Genomic DNA, 14,678 nt, shown 5'->3' with positions numbered 1-14,678 from the left:
TGTGACCGGGGGTCAGCGGGTCGGACGGACCCAGGTGTCGGGGTCGTCGTCCGCGTGGTCCTCGTCATCGTCGTCGACATACTCGTTGTAGTCGTCGTCGAAGTCGCGGTTCGACTTGCCGCTGCCGCCGAGTTCTCGCTGCAAGGCGGCGAGGTCGGTGTTCGGGGAGTGGTACTTCAACTCCCGGGCCACCTTTGTCTGCTTGGCCTTAGCACGGCCGCGCCCCATGGCTCGACCCCCTCGCACAGAATGCGGGGCAGCCCGAAGGCGGGCCCCGATGACGTCAGGCATCTCTCGTGGCTCTTACGGTACATGGGGATGCCACCGTTCGGCACCTCGGGTTACCGTCAGCCGGCACTGCGCGTCGCGGTGGTCCGGCCGTCACCCAGTGTACCCGGTAAGGGGTGGAAGCGTGAGCGCCCATGACACCGGGCAAAACGGCACGAACTGATCCCAGAACCAGCTTAACGGCCGCGCCGGCCGCCCGTGGCCCCGGGAGCGAGACGGGCCGCCCGCCCCCGGGGGAAGGTCTTTCAGCGCAGGTGGATCGTGCGCAGTCGTCCCACCTCGGCCATCCGCCGCTCGGCGAGACGGTCCGCGGCGACCGCCGGCGGGACGCCCTCGGCGTCGGCGAGCCGCAGGATCTCCCGGGTGGTGTCGTAGATCCGGGTAGCCCGCAGCTTGGCCCGCTCGAAGTTGAAGCCCTCGATCTCGTCGGCGACCTGGATCACGCCGCCGGCGTTGACCACGTAGTCCGGCGCGTAGAGGATGCCCCGGTCGGCCAGCAGCTTCTCGATGCCGGGGTGGGCGAGCTGGTTGTTCGCGGCGCCGGCGACGACCTTCGCGCGCAGGGCGGGCACGGTCTCGTCGTTCAGCGCGCCGCCGAGGGCGCACGGCGCGTACACGTCGATGTCGGCGCCGACCAGCAGGGCGCTGTCGTCCACGAGGCTGACCTGCGGATGGGTGGTGCGGGCCCACTCCATCGCCCGGGGGTCGACGTCGGTGGCCACGACCTCGGCGCCGTCGTCGAGCAGGTGCCCCACCAGGTACTTGCCGACCTTGCCGAGACCGGCCACGCCGACCCGCCTGCCGTGCAGCGTCGGTACGCCCCAGACGTGCTCGGCCGCGGCCCGCATGCCCTGGAAGACGCCCCACGCGGTGAGGACCGAGGAGTCGCCGGCGCCCCCGTGCTCCACGCTGCGGCCGGTGACGTAGCGGGTCTCCCGGGCGATCACGTCCATGTCGGCGACGTAGGTGCCGACGTCGCAGGCGGTGTAGTAGCGCCCGGCGAGCGACTCCACGAAGCGGCCGTACGCCCGCAGCAGCGCCTCGGTCTTGATCTGCTCCGGGTCACCCCAGATGACCGCCTTGCCGCCGCCCAGGTCCAGGCCGGCCAGCGCGTTCTTGTACGCCATGCCGCGGGACAGGTCGAGCACGTCGGCGAGGGCGGCCTCCTCGCTGTCGTACGGGTAGAAGCGGGTGCCGCCGAGCGCGGGCCCCAGCGCGGTGGAGTAGATCCCGATGATCGCCTTGAGGCCGGTCTGCTTGTCCTGGCAGAACACGACCTGTTCGTGGCCCGTCGATCCCGGGTCGTCGGTGCTGGCGAATACGCCCATGACTGGCTCCTGGTGTCGGTGCGTCCTTGTGGGACGCGGACCTGCTGGACGCCGGCGGGGATGCTGCCGGTGGACCTGAGCCTAATATCGGCCGCCGCGGCCCCGCCGTCCACGGCACGCGTGGTGGGCGCTGGCGGCGTGGGGGCGGTGTTCGTGGGAGGATCGCGCCGTGCCGTCGCTCTTCGCTTCTTACCTGCGCGTGTACGAGCCTCTGACCGCCTTCGACCGGGACCGCCAGTCGTACTGGCGTCGCTACGTGTCGGAGGGGCGGGCGGTGGCCCCCGTGGAGGGGCCGGGCCGGCAACGGACGGCCGTGATCGAGGCGCTGGGGGCCGGCTGGACCCGCCTGCCGGACCTGCCCGAGGAGGCGTACGTCCTGGAGACGGACGACACGCTGCTCGTCTGCCCGTGGAACCTGCGGATCCGGGTGGCCGAGGCGGCGCTCAGCGCCCGCGACGGCGTGCCCTCGGTGCTCGCCGACGCCTTCGTGCCCCCGGTGCTCGCCGGGCAGGCCAAGGCGGTCGTGGACGACTGGCGCAGCGGCGCCCGGGTGCTGGAGCACGGGGTGCCACGGCTGCACGAACAGATCGCCACGTGGGGAGTGCCGCTGCGCTGGTTCGTCCTCTTCGACCCGGAGGAGCGGGACCTGGTCACCCGGCCGGGGCGACGGGCTTTGCGCTACCGCACGGAGATCTCCAAGGCGCGGCGGCGGTCGTCGCGGGCGCTCGCGGTGCTGCGCAAGTCGGTCGGCGAGGCGCCGATCACCGAGGCGGTCGAGGAGGCCGCCCGGTGGCTCGAGGAGTTCCACCCCCGTTCGGTGGTCGAACTCGACTACGGCGGCCTCGTGGACCTGCTGCCCGACGAGACGCTCGCCGCGGACGACTCACCCGAGCTGGTGGCGGCCGGTCTCGCGGGGCTCTCCCGGGGCGAGGCCGAGGAGGCGTCGGCGGCGTACGACAAGCTGGTCGCGCGGTGGCGCGCGGTCCAACTGCTGGAGCGCTGCAACTAGGACATATGGTTCACGGAGCGCTCCCAAGGCGAGGAGCGCTCGTAGTCGATGCTTCACGAACCGTGATCATGAGTCCGAATAAGGTACTTTCTGCCGTGTAAAAGTCGTATAAATCGGGCATGGTTCATCCGTCCGTCTAGGGACGTTCGGCCGTTCGGCCCATGTCGGACATCGGGGACTAGCCGGACCATGGGAGACGCGTCGGCCGGCGGGACCCCGGCCGATGTCTATACATGTGGAGGAGTGACCGATGGCATCGCGAACGCACGAACCAGAGCCGCTACTCACGCCGGCCGAGGTGGCGTCGATGTTCCGTGTCGACCCGAAGACGGTGACCCGGTGGGCCAAGGCGGGGAAGCTCTCCGCCATCCGCACGCTCGGTGGCCACCGTCGCTACCGCGAGTCGGAGGTCAGGGCCCTGCTGCAGGGGCAGATCCCCCAGCAGCGACAGGGGGACTGAGCCGGCACCACGTCGTCAGGGCGGTGGACCTCGGTCCGCCGCCCTGCTTCATGCCCGCCCCTCGGTGAGCGTGATCCGGATGCCGACGGTTCCTCCCTCGCCCCGGCGCAGCCGGCTGCCGAGCAGGCTGAGCCGCCCCAGCAACCGGTACTTCTGCTTCAGCAGGCCGCGGATCCGGCGGCTGCCCGCCAGGTCGTAGAGCGTCGCGCGCGCCGGCACCGGCGCACCGTGGGGGCGGCCCCGTACGTCGCACGGCGCCACGGTCACCTCGCCGTTGTTGCGGATCCGCTTCACCTTCCCGGAGTCGGCGGCCGTCCACACCGCGAGCCCGTCACCGTCCCGGACCGACCACACCGGCGTCGGCACCGCCCGACCGTCCCGGCGGAAGGTCGTCAGCAGGATGTACTTCTCCGCCGACAGGCGGTCCAGCGTGTCCACGCCGCCAGGATACGACCGCTCGGCTGACTGACCGGCCGGATAGCGAGAACCGCGCCACCGGCGTGCCGCGTCCGGGTGGACGGCCCCTGACCTGCGACGCGGCAACCGGCGGTCGGCCGATGTGGACGCGCCGGGGACCGTCGGCCCGTCCGGCGACTCAGACCTGGACGGTCGGCGGCAGCGGCTCCGGCGGCAGCCCCCCGTCGCCGTCGATCACCTCGTCGGGCGTGCCGTCCTCGTCGAGGTCCACCATCGTGACGTCCACCCTGCCGTCGTGGTCGGTGTCGAACTGGAACAGGTCGGCCTTCCCGTCACCGTCGGTGTCCACGACCCACACGTCCGTCCGGCCGTCGTTGTTGGTGTCCGCGCGCAGCAGGTCGACCCGCTCGTCGCCACGGGTCTCGATGGTCCCGGCGCTCTCCGTGCCCGTCACGTCCGGTGCCTCGCTCATCTCGTCCGGTCCTTCCCTCGATCGACGGTGGTCTCGTACCCCGTCCGCCGCGCCCCCACGCGTGGGGCCGCCGCCGGAGCTCTTAGGGTCGCAGCATGAGCGAGTGGAGCGGACCGCCGGTCGCGGGTGACCCCCGCGCCGCCGGACGCAGCGGGGAGGCGTGGTGAGCGAACGGTTCGTGGTGGTCGGAGCCGGCACGATGGGGCTCGGAATCGCGTACGTGGCGGCCGGCGCCGGGTACGCCGTCGAGCTGGTCGAGGTCGACGCCCAGCGGGGCGCGGCGGCCGTCGCCCGGCTCGGCGAGCTGTGGGACCGGGCCGTGGAGCGGGGCAAGCTGACCGCCGACCAGGCGGCGGTCAACCGGGCACGCCTGACGCTCCGCGCCGGGTTGGCCGAGGTCGCCGAGGGGCCGGACGTGATCGTGGAGGCCGTGCCGGAGCGGCTCGACCTCAAGCGCACGGTCCTGGCCGATGCGGAGTCGCTCGGCCCGGCGTTGCTGGGCAGCAACACCTCCAGCATCTCCATCGGAGAGCTGGCCGCCGGTCTGGCGCGGCCGGAGCGCTTCCTCGGGCTGCATTTCTTCAACCCGGTCTGGGCCATGGCGCTGCTCGAGGTCGTGGTCGGCCCGGCCACCGCCGAGGAGACCACCGCCGCGGCGGTCGCGCTCGCCGGCCGGCTGGGCAAGGATCCCGTCGTGGTACGCGACATGCCGGGCTTCGCCACCTCCCGGCTCGGCGTCACGCTCGGCCTCGAGGCGATCCGGATGGTCGCCGACGGGGTGGCCAGCCCCGCCGACATCGACAAGGCCATGGTGCTCGGCTACCGGCACCCCGTGGGGCCGCTGGAGCTGACCGACCTCGTCGGCCTGGACGTGCGCCTCGACATCGCCCGCACCCTCCAGGCCGCGTACGGCGACCGCTTCGCTCCTCCGCCGCTGCTGGAGGAGATGGTGGCCGCCGGCCGGCTGGGCAAGAAGTCCGGGCAGGGCTTCTACACGTGGGAAGGCGGGGTGCGCCGGTGAGCGCGAGGAGCGAGCTGGCGAGCCCCCCGAACGGAGGGCCGGCGCGATGAGCGGCCTGCGTGTCGAGGAGCACCCGGACCGGCTGGTGGTCACCCTGGACCGGCCGGAGAAGCGCAACGCCATCGACGCCGACCTGATCGCCGAGTTGCACGCGGTCTGCGCCGAGCTGGAGGCCCGGCCGCGGCTGCTGCTGCTCACGGGCGGGACGGAGGGCATCTTCGCCGGCGGGGCGGACATCGGCCAGCTGCGTGAGCGGGGCCGGTTGGACGCGCTCGCGGCGATCAACTCCGCCGCGTTCGCCCGGATCCGCGCCCTGCCGATGCCCACCGTCGCGGCCGTCGACGGTCCGGCGCTGGGCGGGGGCGCCGAGCTGGCGTACGCCTGTGACCTGCGGGTGTGCACGGAGCGTGCGGTCTTCGGTCAGCCGGAGGTGCGGCTGGGCATCCTGGCCGGCGCCGGCGCCACGCACCGGCTCCCCGCGCTGATCGGTGAGGCCCGGGCCAAGGAGCTGCTGTTCACGGGCCGGCGGGTGGACGCCGCGGAGGCGCTGCGGATCGGGCTCGTCAACCGGGTGGTGGCCGAACCCGACGAGCTGCTCCCGGCGGCGCACGGCCTGCTCGACGAGATGGCCAAGGGGTCCGCGCTGGCCCTGCGACTGACCAAGCTCGCCGTGGACGCCCCGGCGGCCGCCCACCCCCAGCTCGACCTGGTCAGTCAGGCGGTGCTCTTCGAGGACGAGGAGAAGCGCCGCCGGATGACCGAGTTCCTGGAGCGGCGCCGTAGCCGCTGACGGTCGCGGGAACCCGGCGTCGCCGGGAACGCGTCCCTGGGCAGCCCGCCGGCACACGGAAACGGCCGCACCGATCGGTGCGGCCGTTTCGTCGCTGGTGGCGGGCGGTCAGTGCCGGATCTGCACGCCGGCGTCCGCCAGCGCCCGGATCACCTGGGCCGACTCGGCGAAGCCGATCACCAGCACGGCGTCCGCGCCGAAGTCCTTGACCTCCTTGGCGCCGGTGGCGAAGTCGACCGGCGGGGCCGACTCGCCCTCCGGCGGGTTGTAGGTCAGCAGCTTGATCCGGTCGGTCGTGATGCCGGCCTTCTCCAGCTCCGCCCTCACGACGGCCTGGAGGCCCTCGCCGTAGGAGTCCTTGCGGGCGACGATCGCGATCCGCTGCGAGCCGTCCCGGAGGATCACGTCGGCCAGGGCGCGGCCCTGGAGGCTGTCCGGCGGGGCCGTGCGGAAGTAGAGGCCCTTGTCGTCGGCCTTCGTGAGGCCGTCGTCGGTGTTGGACGGCGAGAACAGGATCTTGCCGGCCTTCACCACGTCCGGCAGCACCGCCAGGCTGATGCCCGAACCGCCGGCACCGATGATCACGTCGACGCCGGCCTCCACGTGCCGCGCCACGGTCGCCTTCGCCACCGCGGGGCTCGTGCCGTCGTCGCCGTCGATCCAGGTCACGTCCTCGCCGAGCACGCCACCGGCGGCGTTGATCTCCTTGATGGCCAGCTGGGCGGCGGCGGCCATCGGCGGGTACGCGAGGGCCAGCTCACCGGTCTTGGGCAGCAGGCCACCGATGACCAGCGGGGCGCCGGTCCGGGCGCCCTCGCGCTGCTTGCGCGGCTTCGGCGGGGTCTTGGTGCTCGCGGCCGACTCGTCACCGGCACCGACGAACTCGGTCTTGGCGTCGTTGAGCTGCTGGCCGTCGAAGTGCAGGGTGGCGTAGCTCGCCGTGGACGGCTCGCCGGCGTCGGTGAAGCCGGCGCGGGTCAGCGAGACGCTGCGGTACTCGATGTCCTGCCCGCTCCGCGCGAGGCTCAGGCAGGTGGCCGCGTCCTCGCAGCGCTGACCGCCGTTGGTGACGCCCACGATCTGCTGGGCGATGGCCTCGGGCTGCGTGCTGCCCGCCAGCTGCGCCGCCAGCGCGCTGATCATGATCGCGTCGTACGTCTCCGCCGAGTAGAGGAAGTCGCTCAACTCTGGATCGACGGACCGTAGCCGGCTCTTGAAGTCCTCGGGCAGGGGCGTGAGGGGGGTCGTGCCCTTCATGCCGTCGACGAGGTCGGCGCGATCCTTCAACTCCGCCGGGAAGGAGTTGAGCATGTTGCCGTCGGTCCCGTAGAGACGCGCCTGTTGGGTCGTCGCCTCCTCGGGCTTGTCAGTCCCGCAGGCGCTGGTGGCGAGCAGGAACGTGGCGCAGGCAACCAGTGTGGCCGCCCGCGAGCCGCGCGATACGAGCATGGTCGTCCTTCCATCGGCGAAGGTCCGCTGCGCACATTAGCGTGCCGGTTCGCGGCGCGGGACCGTGGATGCTGCTCACTCCGCAGGTCGCCCGCGTTCGTCACGCACCGTAGCCATCCATGGACGTGATTCGGTGTCTTGACCGGGCCACCTACTGTGCGGTGCGTGACGGACCTGCCACAGCAGACGCTCGACGATGCGACCGCCGTGCTCCGCTCGGCGCTGGACGGGGACGGCGACGCCGTGGTGGGCACGTTCGACGACGTCGTCGACCGCTCCGGCCTCGCGGGCGCGTACGGGGTGGCCTGGTGCCTCGCCGCCGCCATGGTCGGTGACCCCGGCCCACCCGGGTCGTGCGCCCTGGACTTCCCCGGCATCGACGAGGCCGGCTACGACACGCGCTGGGTGGCGCGGTTCGTCAGCGCGTACGCCAACCGCGACGTCGACACCGGGCAGGCCCTCTTCGGCGCGGCGGTCGCCGACGGCCTGCTGCCGGACTGCCTGCTCACCCTCGCGGGATCGACGGTCGCGACGCTGCGCAGCCGCAGCCGCAGCCGCACCCGCTGACGCCGGCGTCGAGCCGCCCGTCCCCGTCGTGTGATAGCTCTGGGGACATGTCGGAGGCCATGCTCAGCAAGGTCCGCAAGCTGCTGGCCCAGGCCGAGGACCCGGCCTGCACGCCCGCGGAGGCGGCGGCGTTCACCGCCAAGGCGACCGAGCTGATCGCCCGCTACGGTGTGGACCGCGCGCTGCTCGCGTCCCGCGACCCGGCCACCGACCCGGTCGGCGACCGGGTGGTCGAGGTGATCGCCCCGTACGCCCGGGACAAGGCCGGCCTGCTCGCCGCCGTCGCGGATCCGCTGCGCTGCCGGTGCGTACGCCGCCGGCACGGCAGCGGTTTCGCCATGCACCTGTTCGGCTTCGCGAGCGACCTGGAACGGGTCGACCTGCTCTTCACCTCGCTCCTCGTCCAGGCGGCGCACGGGCTGGCCGGCACGCCCGTCCCCGCGGGCGAACAGCCCGCCGCGTTCCGGCGTTCCTGGCTGGCCGGATTCGCCCAGTCGATCGGCGCCCGGCTGCGCGCCGCCGAGACGGCGGCCGCGACCGACCCGGGTACGCCGGGAGTGGCCCTCGTCCTGGCCGACCGTTCCGACCGGGTGCAGCGACGGCTCGCCGAGGTGTACCCGCGCCTGCGGACCGCGCCGCCACGGCGCCTCGCCGGCAGCGGCTTCGCCTCGGGCGCCGACGCCGGGCGGCGGGCCGACCTCGGCGGCCCCTCGATGGGCACGGGTCCGCGCGCCGGCCGGGTCCTCGGCCGCTGACCGGTCGGCGCAGCCTCGGGCCCAGGTCGGCCCAGCGGGTCAGCTCAGGGGCGGCAGGTGCCCGTCCACCGTCGCGACGTAACGGGAGAGCAGCTCGTGCCACCCGGCCGTGAGCGCCTGCCGGTAGCCCTCGGCCGATTCACCGTGCCGGTCGAAGTGGCGGTGCTCCAGCTCCACGCGGGTCTGCTCGGGCGCCTCGGCGAGGAAGACCACCTCCACCTCGCTCGCGCGGGCCGGATCCGGCACCGGAACGCGGTCCGGCCCGATCTGCCACGTGAAGACCAGCCGACGGGGTGGATCCCAGGTCAGCACCCGGCCCCAGTCGGCGCGGAAGCCGTAGGGGCCGATCTCGTAGAGCATGCCGCCCGCCCGGGGCTCCATGCCCAGTTCGGCCAGCGTCTCCGGCCCGGACCAGGTGTACTCGGTGACCCACCAGTCGGTCAGCGCCCCCGTGAAGGTGGCGAAGGCGCGCTCGGCCGGCGCGGAGACGAGGAAGCTGCACCGCAGGGAGAACTGGTCCACGTCCTGCCGGATGTCGGCCCGATCCACCATGTCCTGTCCCATAGGCCCGGACCATACCGGCTGATGCTCCGGTATGCAGCGGAGCGTACCTGCCCGGTTCCGGACAGAGATCGTCGGCGGGTCGGTGCGCTCCCGGTCGAACCGGGGGCGGCGGGTCGTATCGGCCGCGTTCCGGCCAGGGATGGGGTGCCACGAAGTGGGTATGCGCGGCCGGTCGGGGCCCGGTGCGCGCCGGGCCCGCCGAGCCGGGAGCGGGGCGGATGGGCAGCGGGAGCGAGTCGGGCGGGCGCGGGCAGGCGAGCCAGGGGCCGGGTGACCGGGGCCAGGGGCAGGGCCAGGGAGCGGAGGGCGCGGCCGCACACGGCGGCCAGGAGCGGCACGTACGCGAGGGCCGGTGGCCGGCCGAGGAGGAGCGGGGCCGCCCGGGTGAGCCGGACGTGCTGCTCGACGTGCCGGACCTGCGCGTCGGTGAACTCCGGCTGGCCGTCGACGGGCTGGACGCCGACCTCTCCCTGCGGGCACGGCTGGCGAACCTGCTCCAGCTGGACGCCGGCGTCCGCGTACGCCTCGACGCGGTCGAGCTGGACATCGACGACGTGAAGGCCGAGGTCCTCCTCAAGGTACGGCTGGAGCGGCTGGTCGAGATCCTCGACCGCGCGCTCACCACCCTCGACCGGAACCCGCAGATGATCGAGTCCCTGGCCAGTTCGGCGCAGGGCGCGATCCAGGACGCCGGCCGGGCGGCCCAGCAGGTGAGCGGCAGCAGCGAGCGCCTCGGCAGCATGGTGGACCGGCTCGGGCGGGAGATCGGCTCGATCAGCGCACGCGCGGAGTGGACCGGGGAGGGCCCGGTCGCCAAGGGCGAGGCGCCGCCGGGCAGGGGCGAGCAGCCGGCGCGGCAGCAGGGCCAGGGCGGGCCGCAGGCTCAGGCCGAGCAGCAGCGGGGCCAGGGCGCGCAGCCGGGTCAGGCCGGGCAGCGGGGCCAGGGTGGGCAGCCGGGCCAGGGTGGGCAGCAGGGCCAGGGTGGGCAGCGGGGTCAGGCCGAGCAGCGGGGTCGGACCGAGCAGCGTCAGGGTGGGCAGCAGGGCCAGCAGCCGGGCCAGCCGGCCCGGCCCGGTGGGGCCGGGCAGGCGGGCGGCGGCGAGCAGCGGGGTGCGGGCCGGCCGGTGCCGGGCGCGGCCGACCTCGCCGGGCAGGCCGGGGAAGCGCTCCGGCAGGCCGGCCGGAGCGTGTGGGACGCCATCCGGGCCGGCATGGCCCAACAGGGGCAGCAGGACAAGCGCTGAGTCTGCCCGCACCCGGCGGTACCCGCACGGCCGACCGCACCGTGGGCTGGGGCGACGCGGCTCGACGCCGTACCCCAGCGGGCTTCGCCGGCGGGGTGGTCGCCGGGTGGGCGGGGATGGGCCGGGAGCGACGTCGCACCGCGCGGCCTCACCGAGGTCGGGCGCGGACGCCGAACCCCAGCGAGGCCGCGTGGGTCAGGACGGTTCGGTGAACCGAACCTCGGGGTAGGCCGGTGACGGCCCGTCGAGCAGGGGCCGGGCCCGGTCGCGCAGGTGCGCGTCGAGGAACGCCACGACGTACTCGCGGGTGATCAGCAGTTGCCGCTCCGCCGGAATGGCACCGGGGTCCATGCCGAGCTGGGCACCGAGGACCGGCCGGTCGGTGAACGACATGTGCCCGCTTCCGCTGACCGTGAGCCAGCGCTTCCAGCCGGCGAGGCCGGGCCAGTCGCGTTGCCAGCTCGCGTCCGCCGGCCGGTCGGAACCGACCAGCAGGAACGGCTTCCGCACCGCACCGGCCGGGACGGGAACGAAGAGGGTGCCATCCAGGTCGGCGCCGGCGTCGAGCCGCCGGTCGGTGCGGAGCGCCTGGGCGGCGCTGGCGCCGCCGATCGAATGCCCCACCATGCCGATCCGGCTCGCGTCGACGAACCGGGCGCCGCGCCACGCGGGACGGGGCCCGGTCAGCCGGTCGAGCACGAACGACACGTCGGCGGCGCGTCCCTCGACCAGCCGCGCCGCCACGTCCGGCCACTCCCGTTCGCAGGCGAGACAGTCGGCGACCCGGCCGTCCGGGAACTCCACGCCCCACGCCTCGTACGGATGGTCGAGGCCGGCCACCACGTACCCCCGGCTGGCGAGTTCCTCGGCCAGCCCAGTCAACGACTCCCGGCTCAGGCTGAACCCGGGGGAGAGCACCACCAGCGGCCAGCCCCGGGCGGCCGGCCGGACCGGCGCGTCGCGGCGGGCGTTCGTGCGTACGGTCGTCAGCACGTCCGGAGGCAGGGGCAGGCCCTCGGCGGCGACGATCCGCGCGGAGACAGCCGCCGTGGTGTAGGGCGCCGGTGCGCCGGCTGCGCCCACCGACGGGTACCAGAGGGAGACCATCAGCTCCCGGCGCGACTCGGGCCGCCACGGGTCGGGCCGTGCCGGGTCGGTGAGGTGCAGCCAGGTGGTGCCGACCGCGTACTGACCGGTCGGGGCCGGCAGGCGCAGGACCGGGGTCGCCGGTGCCGCCGGAGTCCCGGCCGCCGCGGTGCCGCCGGCCAGCAGCGTCGCCAGCAGCGCCAGGGGTACGGCGAGAGCCCACCTGCCCCTGCGCCTCGTGTCGTGGTGTGCGGTCAATGTGCTTCCCTTCCGTGGGTGGGGAACCGACGGTAGGGATCGGGGCGGGGGCGGCGCCCTGCCCGAAGGGCGGCCGACCGTACCCACTTTCGTCAGGGTCCCCCGGCGGGTACGGGCTGGCGGCGGTGCTCGTGATCGGCACCGGCGGGGCGCGCGCCGCCGTAGCCTGGGGACCGGCCCGGAGGTGGCGTCCGGAGGGGGCGGGCATGTGGAGCGAGTGGAGCGAGCCGGAGCCCGGCCTCGCGCCCGAGCACCCACGGACGGTCCGGGACGAACCAGTCCTGCTGACCGTCGACGGGCACACCTTCCGCGTGGGCCAGCGTGCCGACCAGCCCGGCACGTACGACTTCGACTGGCTCACCGGGCCACACGACTACGGTTTCACGCTCGGCGGACCCGCCGTGCCCATGAGCCGGCGGGAGATGGAGGACGCCATCCGCGGCTTCCTCGCCGAGATCGATCCCGCCACCGGCTACCTGAGGGAGTAGCGGCGCGCCGGGTGAGGCTCACGCGCCCTCGGGTGCGGGCAGGTCGAGCAGCGCCCCGAGCTGGCGGAACGCCTCGGGCCGGACCCGGTACCAGACCCACGTGCCCCGCCGTTCGGAGTCGACCAGACCGGCCTCGCGCAGCACCTTGAGGTGGTGGGAGATGGTCGGCCCGGACAGGTCGAACGCCGGCGTGAGGTCGCACACGCACATCTCCGGCACCGAGGCGATCATCGACATCAACCGCAGCCGGACCGGGTCGCCGAGGGCCTTGAACATCGGCGCGACCGCCACCGCCTGCTCGGCGTCCATCGGGCGGACCGCCAGCGGGGCACAGCACGCGACCGCTTGGAGATCCACGACCGGCAGAGACTGCTTCGACATGCGTCTAGCTTGACAGGCGTCAAAACAGGGTGCAACAGTGGGGCTTGCTTCGAAAGCCGTCTAGACAGCGGGCGAGGTCGCGTGCTGGCCGCCGCGGTCCTCGCCCGCTGACGTCCACCACCAGGAGGTCCCCATGTCCCGTGTGCAGCTCGCCCTGCGCGTGTCCGACCTCGAAGGCTCGGTCGCCTTCTACTCGACGCTGTTCGGCGTCGAGCCGGCCAAGCGCCGCCCCGGCTACGCCAACTTCGCCGTGCCGAACCCACCCCTGAAGCTCGTGCTCATCGAGGGCGAGGCCGGCCAGCCCACCGTCATGGACCACCTCGGGGTCGAGGTGTTCAGCACCGAGGACGTCGACGCCGCCGCGAAGCGGCTCGCCGAGGAGGGCTTGATCACCCTGGCGGAGAACGACACCGAGTGCTGCTACGCCCTCCAGGACAAGGTCTGGGTACGCGGCCCCGGCGACGAGCCCTGGGAGGTCTACACCGTCAAGGCGGACGCCGACACCCTCGTCAAGGCGACCGGGGGCGAGTGCCGCTGCGGCGAACCGTCCGGGCAGCAGCCGGCGACCGCGGGAACCGCCACCACCTGCTGCTGACCGTCACGCTGCCGATCGCCATGGCCGCCGAGCGGGTCTGGTGCGACTGCGGCCGAGACGGCAAAAGCAAGATCCCCACCGGCCTCTCCGCTGGTGGGGATCTTGTAAGCCCGGCGAAAGGCTTTGTGGCCAGGGGCGGGGTCGAACCGCCGACCTTCCGATTTTCAGTCGGACGCTCGTACCAACTGAGCTACCTGGCCGGGTCGCTCGGACCATGCTACCCGGAGGGCGAGTGATCCGCCCGGAGGGCATCCGGTCCGATACGCAGAACGCCGCGCATGATGAGCGCGGCGTCAGCGCTGCGGTCCTGACGGGACTTGAACCCGCGACCTCCGCCTTGACAGGGCGGCGAGCACTCCGACTGCTCCACAGGACCTAGCTCTGTTGCTCCGGCTTGCGCCGGTCGTGCCCCCAACGGGATTCGAACCCGTGCTACCGCCTTGAAAGGGCGGCGTCCTGGGCCGCTAGACGATGAGGGCGGCCCCGCCATCATTGCACATCGGCAACGTCAAGCGGACTTGCTCCCATCCGGCCCCGCCGGAGGCTTGGAAAGCATACGTGATGCCCCGGCGGTCGACCAAACCGGTATGGCCTCATCCGTGGCGGCGCGCAAAACCGCAGGTCAGGAGGGCCTAGCGGAGCCGGGTGACGCCGAAGCGCCGTTCCAGCTCGGCGATCACCGCGGGGCAGGCGGCGAACGTGGCGGCCCGGTTCCCGCCCCCGTCGTGCAGCAGCACGATGGCGCCGGGGCGGACGGCGCTCAGGACCCGCTTGGTGATCGTCGCCGCCGGCGGCCTGCTCCAGTCCTGCGGATCGACGCTCCAGTGCAGGGAGCGCATGCCGAGCTGCTTGGCCACCGCCACCACCTCGGGCGTCCACCGTCCGCCGGGCTGCCGGTAGTAGGTGATCCGGGCCTTCGGGACGGCCGCCCGGATGGCCTCGTTCGTGCGCTCCAGGTCGGCCCGGATCTCGGCGACCGGCCGCCGGCCGAGGTCCACGTCGTGCCGCCAGCTGTGGTTGCAGAGCTGGTGTCCCTCGCGGACGATCCGGCGGACCAGCTCGGGGTGGCGCCGGACCTCACGGCCGACGAGGCAGAACGTGGCCGTCACCTTGGCGGCGCGTAGCCGGTCCAGGATCTTCGGCGTCCACGCCGGGCTCGGCCCGTCGTCGAAGGTCAGCGCCACCGGGCGTACGCCGGTGCCACGGCGCAGCCCCGCCGGGAGGGTGGTCGGCAGGGGGCGGAGAGGCGGCTTGGTGGCCGTACGGGTCGGCTTCGGCGCGGCTGTGGGTGTCGGGCTCGGCGCCGGAGCGGTCGAGGCGGTCGAGGCGGTCGGGGTGGGGCCGTCGGCGGCCGGGGTTCCACCCTCGTTCGCGCAACCGGCGAGGACCAGCACCAGGCCCAGGACGCACGCGAGCACGGCACGGGCTCTCATGTGTTCGCTCCCGGAGGGGTTCGGGGTTCGCGGAACACCCGACGCTAGTGGACGCCCTCGCCCGGTGACACCC

The 14,678-nt window shown here is 73.5% G+C and carries 18 protein-coding genes and 3 tRNA genes; 9 read left to right on the top strand and 12 right to left on the bottom strand.

The window, feature by feature from the left end; translation table 11 throughout:
* Nucleotides 1-12: 12 nt before the first annotated feature.
* Nucleotides 13-228: a DUF3073 domain-containing protein gene (locus D7I43_RS09975; RefSeq protein WP_120328152.1), complete on the bottom strand. Its 216-nt coding sequence runs from the start codon at nucleotides 226-228 to the stop codon at nucleotides 13-15.
* Nucleotides 229-533: 305 nt separating this feature from the next.
* On the bottom strand, nucleotides 534-1,616 hold the full coding sequence (locus tag D7I43_RS09970) for a Glu/Leu/Phe/Val family dehydrogenase (RefSeq protein ID WP_120328151.1): 1,083 nt from the start codon (nucleotides 1,614-1,616) through the stop codon (nucleotides 534-536).
* A gap of 169 nt (nucleotides 1,617-1,785) precedes the next feature.
* Here D7I43_RS09970 and D7I43_RS09965 point away from each other — a divergent pair, with 169 nt between their 5' ends.
* Together D7I43_RS09965 and D7I43_RS09960 are read left to right on the top strand one after the other, a co-directional pair.
* Nucleotides 1,786-2,625 carry a DUF8083 family protein gene (locus D7I43_RS09965; protein ID WP_120328150.1) on the top strand — a complete coding sequence of 280 codons (840 nt, stop codon included), beginning with the start codon at nucleotides 1,786-1,788 and terminating at the stop codon, nucleotides 2,623-2,625.
* Between the two features lie 250 nt (nucleotides 2,626-2,875).
* On the top strand, nucleotides 2,876-3,085 hold the full coding sequence (locus D7I43_RS09960; RefSeq protein WP_007073996.1) for a BldC family transcriptional regulator: 210 nt from the start codon (nucleotides 2,876-2,878) through the stop codon (nucleotides 3,083-3,085).
* 48 nt (nucleotides 3,086-3,133) lie between these two features.
* Here the strand turns inward: D7I43_RS09960 and D7I43_RS09955 are convergent, their stop codons facing one another.
* Nucleotides 3,134-3,523, bottom strand: a complete 390-nt coding sequence (locus tag D7I43_RS09955) for a PPOX class F420-dependent oxidoreductase (RefSeq protein ID WP_120328149.1) — start codon at nucleotides 3,521-3,523, stop codon at nucleotides 3,134-3,136.
* Nucleotides 3,524-3,680: 157 nt separating this feature from the next.
* On the bottom strand, nucleotides 3,681-3,974 hold the full coding sequence (locus tag D7I43_RS09950) for a hypothetical protein (protein WP_120328148.1): 294 nt from the start codon (nucleotides 3,972-3,974) through the stop codon (nucleotides 3,681-3,683).
* Between the two features lie 163 nt (nucleotides 3,975-4,137).
* On the opposite strand from D7I43_RS09950, the gene D7I43_RS09945 reads away from it, so the two are divergent.
* Both D7I43_RS09945 and D7I43_RS09940 read left to right on the top strand, forming a co-directional pair.
* Nucleotides 4,138-4,995, top strand: a complete 858-nt coding sequence (locus D7I43_RS09945; RefSeq protein WP_120328368.1) for a 3-hydroxyacyl-CoA dehydrogenase family protein — start codon at nucleotides 4,138-4,140, stop codon at nucleotides 4,993-4,995.
* Nucleotides 4,996-5,041: 46 nt separating this feature from the next.
* The gene (locus tag D7I43_RS09940; protein ID WP_120328147.1) at nucleotides 5,042-5,785 is read left to right on the top strand and encodes an enoyl-CoA hydratase/isomerase family protein; all 744 of its coding nucleotides are present in this window, start codon (nucleotides 5,042-5,044) and stop codon (nucleotides 5,783-5,785) included.
* Nucleotides 5,786-5,893: 108 nt separating this feature from the next.
* Here D7I43_RS09940 and D7I43_RS09935 read toward each other — a convergent pair whose 3' ends face one another.
* The gene (locus tag D7I43_RS09935) at nucleotides 5,894-7,234 is read right to left on the bottom strand and encodes an ABC transporter substrate-binding protein (protein WP_120328146.1); all 1,341 of its coding nucleotides are present in this window, start codon (nucleotides 7,232-7,234) and stop codon (nucleotides 5,894-5,896) included.
* Nucleotides 7,235-7,399: 165 nt separating this feature from the next.
* On the opposite strand from D7I43_RS09935, the gene D7I43_RS09930 reads away from it, so the two are divergent.
* Nucleotides 7,400-7,801: a hypothetical protein gene (locus tag D7I43_RS09930; RefSeq protein ID WP_120328367.1), complete on the top strand. Its 402-nt coding sequence runs from the start codon at nucleotides 7,400-7,402 to the stop codon at nucleotides 7,799-7,801.
* 47 nt (nucleotides 7,802-7,848) lie between these two features.
* Nucleotides 7,849-8,556: a DUF2786 domain-containing protein gene (locus D7I43_RS09925; protein WP_120328145.1), complete on the top strand. Its 708-nt coding sequence runs from the start codon at nucleotides 7,849-7,851 to the stop codon at nucleotides 8,554-8,556.
* 39 nt (nucleotides 8,557-8,595) lie between these two features.
* Here D7I43_RS09925 and D7I43_RS09920 read toward each other — a convergent pair whose 3' ends face one another.
* Nucleotides 8,596-9,120: an SRPBCC family protein gene (locus tag D7I43_RS09920; protein ID WP_120328144.1), complete on the bottom strand. Its 525-nt coding sequence runs from the start codon at nucleotides 9,118-9,120 to the stop codon at nucleotides 8,596-8,598.
* Nucleotides 9,121-9,338: 218 nt separating this feature from the next.
* Between D7I43_RS09920 and D7I43_RS09915 the strand changes: the two genes are divergently transcribed.
* Nucleotides 9,339-10,364, top strand: a complete 1,026-nt coding sequence (locus D7I43_RS09915) for a hypothetical protein (protein ID WP_120328143.1) — start codon at nucleotides 9,339-9,341, stop codon at nucleotides 10,362-10,364.
* Nucleotides 10,365-10,559: 195 nt separating this feature from the next.
* Here D7I43_RS09915 and D7I43_RS09910 read toward each other — a convergent pair whose 3' ends face one another.
* The gene (locus D7I43_RS09910; protein WP_120328142.1) at nucleotides 10,560-11,708 is read right to left on the bottom strand and encodes an alpha/beta hydrolase family protein; all 1,149 of its coding nucleotides are present in this window, start codon (nucleotides 11,706-11,708) and stop codon (nucleotides 10,560-10,562) included.
* A gap of 206 nt (nucleotides 11,709-11,914) precedes the next feature.
* On the opposite strand from D7I43_RS09910, the gene D7I43_RS09905 reads away from it, so the two are divergent.
* Complete coding sequence (locus D7I43_RS09905; RefSeq protein WP_204985180.1) at nucleotides 11,915-12,196, top strand: hypothetical protein; 282 nt, start codon at nucleotides 11,915-11,917, stop codon at nucleotides 12,194-12,196.
* An 18-nt stretch (nucleotides 12,197-12,214) separates the two neighbouring features.
* Here D7I43_RS09905 and D7I43_RS09900 read toward each other — a convergent pair whose 3' ends face one another.
* The gene (locus tag D7I43_RS09900; protein WP_120328141.1) at nucleotides 12,215-12,577 is read right to left on the bottom strand and encodes an ArsR/SmtB family transcription factor; all 363 of its coding nucleotides are present in this window, start codon (nucleotides 12,575-12,577) and stop codon (nucleotides 12,215-12,217) included.
* A 133-nt stretch (nucleotides 12,578-12,710) separates the two neighbouring features.
* On the opposite strand from D7I43_RS09900, the gene D7I43_RS09895 reads away from it, so the two are divergent.
* Nucleotides 12,711-13,172, top strand: coding sequence for an ArsI/CadI family heavy metal resistance metalloenzyme (locus tag D7I43_RS09895; protein WP_120328140.1), 462 nt, complete (start codon nucleotides 12,711-12,713; stop codon nucleotides 13,170-13,172).
* A gap of 126 nt (nucleotides 13,173-13,298) precedes the next feature.
* Here the strand turns inward: D7I43_RS09895 and D7I43_RS09890 are convergent.
* The 4 genes from D7I43_RS09890 to D7I43_RS09875 form a co-directional block, all read right to left on the bottom strand.
* A tRNA-Phe gene (locus D7I43_RS09890) sits at nucleotides 13,299-13,372 on the bottom strand.
* A gap of 102 nt (nucleotides 13,373-13,474) precedes the next feature.
* Nucleotides 13,475-13,548: transfer RNA gene (locus tag D7I43_RS09885), tRNA-Asp, on the bottom strand.
* A 30-nt stretch (nucleotides 13,549-13,578) separates the two neighbouring features.
* Nucleotides 13,579-13,651, bottom strand: a tRNA-Glu gene (locus D7I43_RS09880).
* 153 nt (nucleotides 13,652-13,804) lie between these two features.
* Complete coding sequence (locus tag D7I43_RS09875; protein ID WP_120328139.1) at nucleotides 13,805-14,605, bottom strand: polysaccharide deacetylase family protein; 801 nt, start codon at nucleotides 14,603-14,605, stop codon at nucleotides 13,805-13,807.
* Nucleotides 14,606-14,678 lie beyond the last annotated feature (73 nt).

Origin of the sequence: Micromonospora globbae (assembly GCF_003610785.1) — a bacterium.
GTDB lineage: Bacteria > Actinomycetota > Actinomycetes > Mycobacteriales > Micromonosporaceae > Micromonospora > Micromonospora globbae.
Note: the sequence above shows the minus strand (reverse complement) of the source record. Positions and strands in the feature narration are given on the sequence as shown.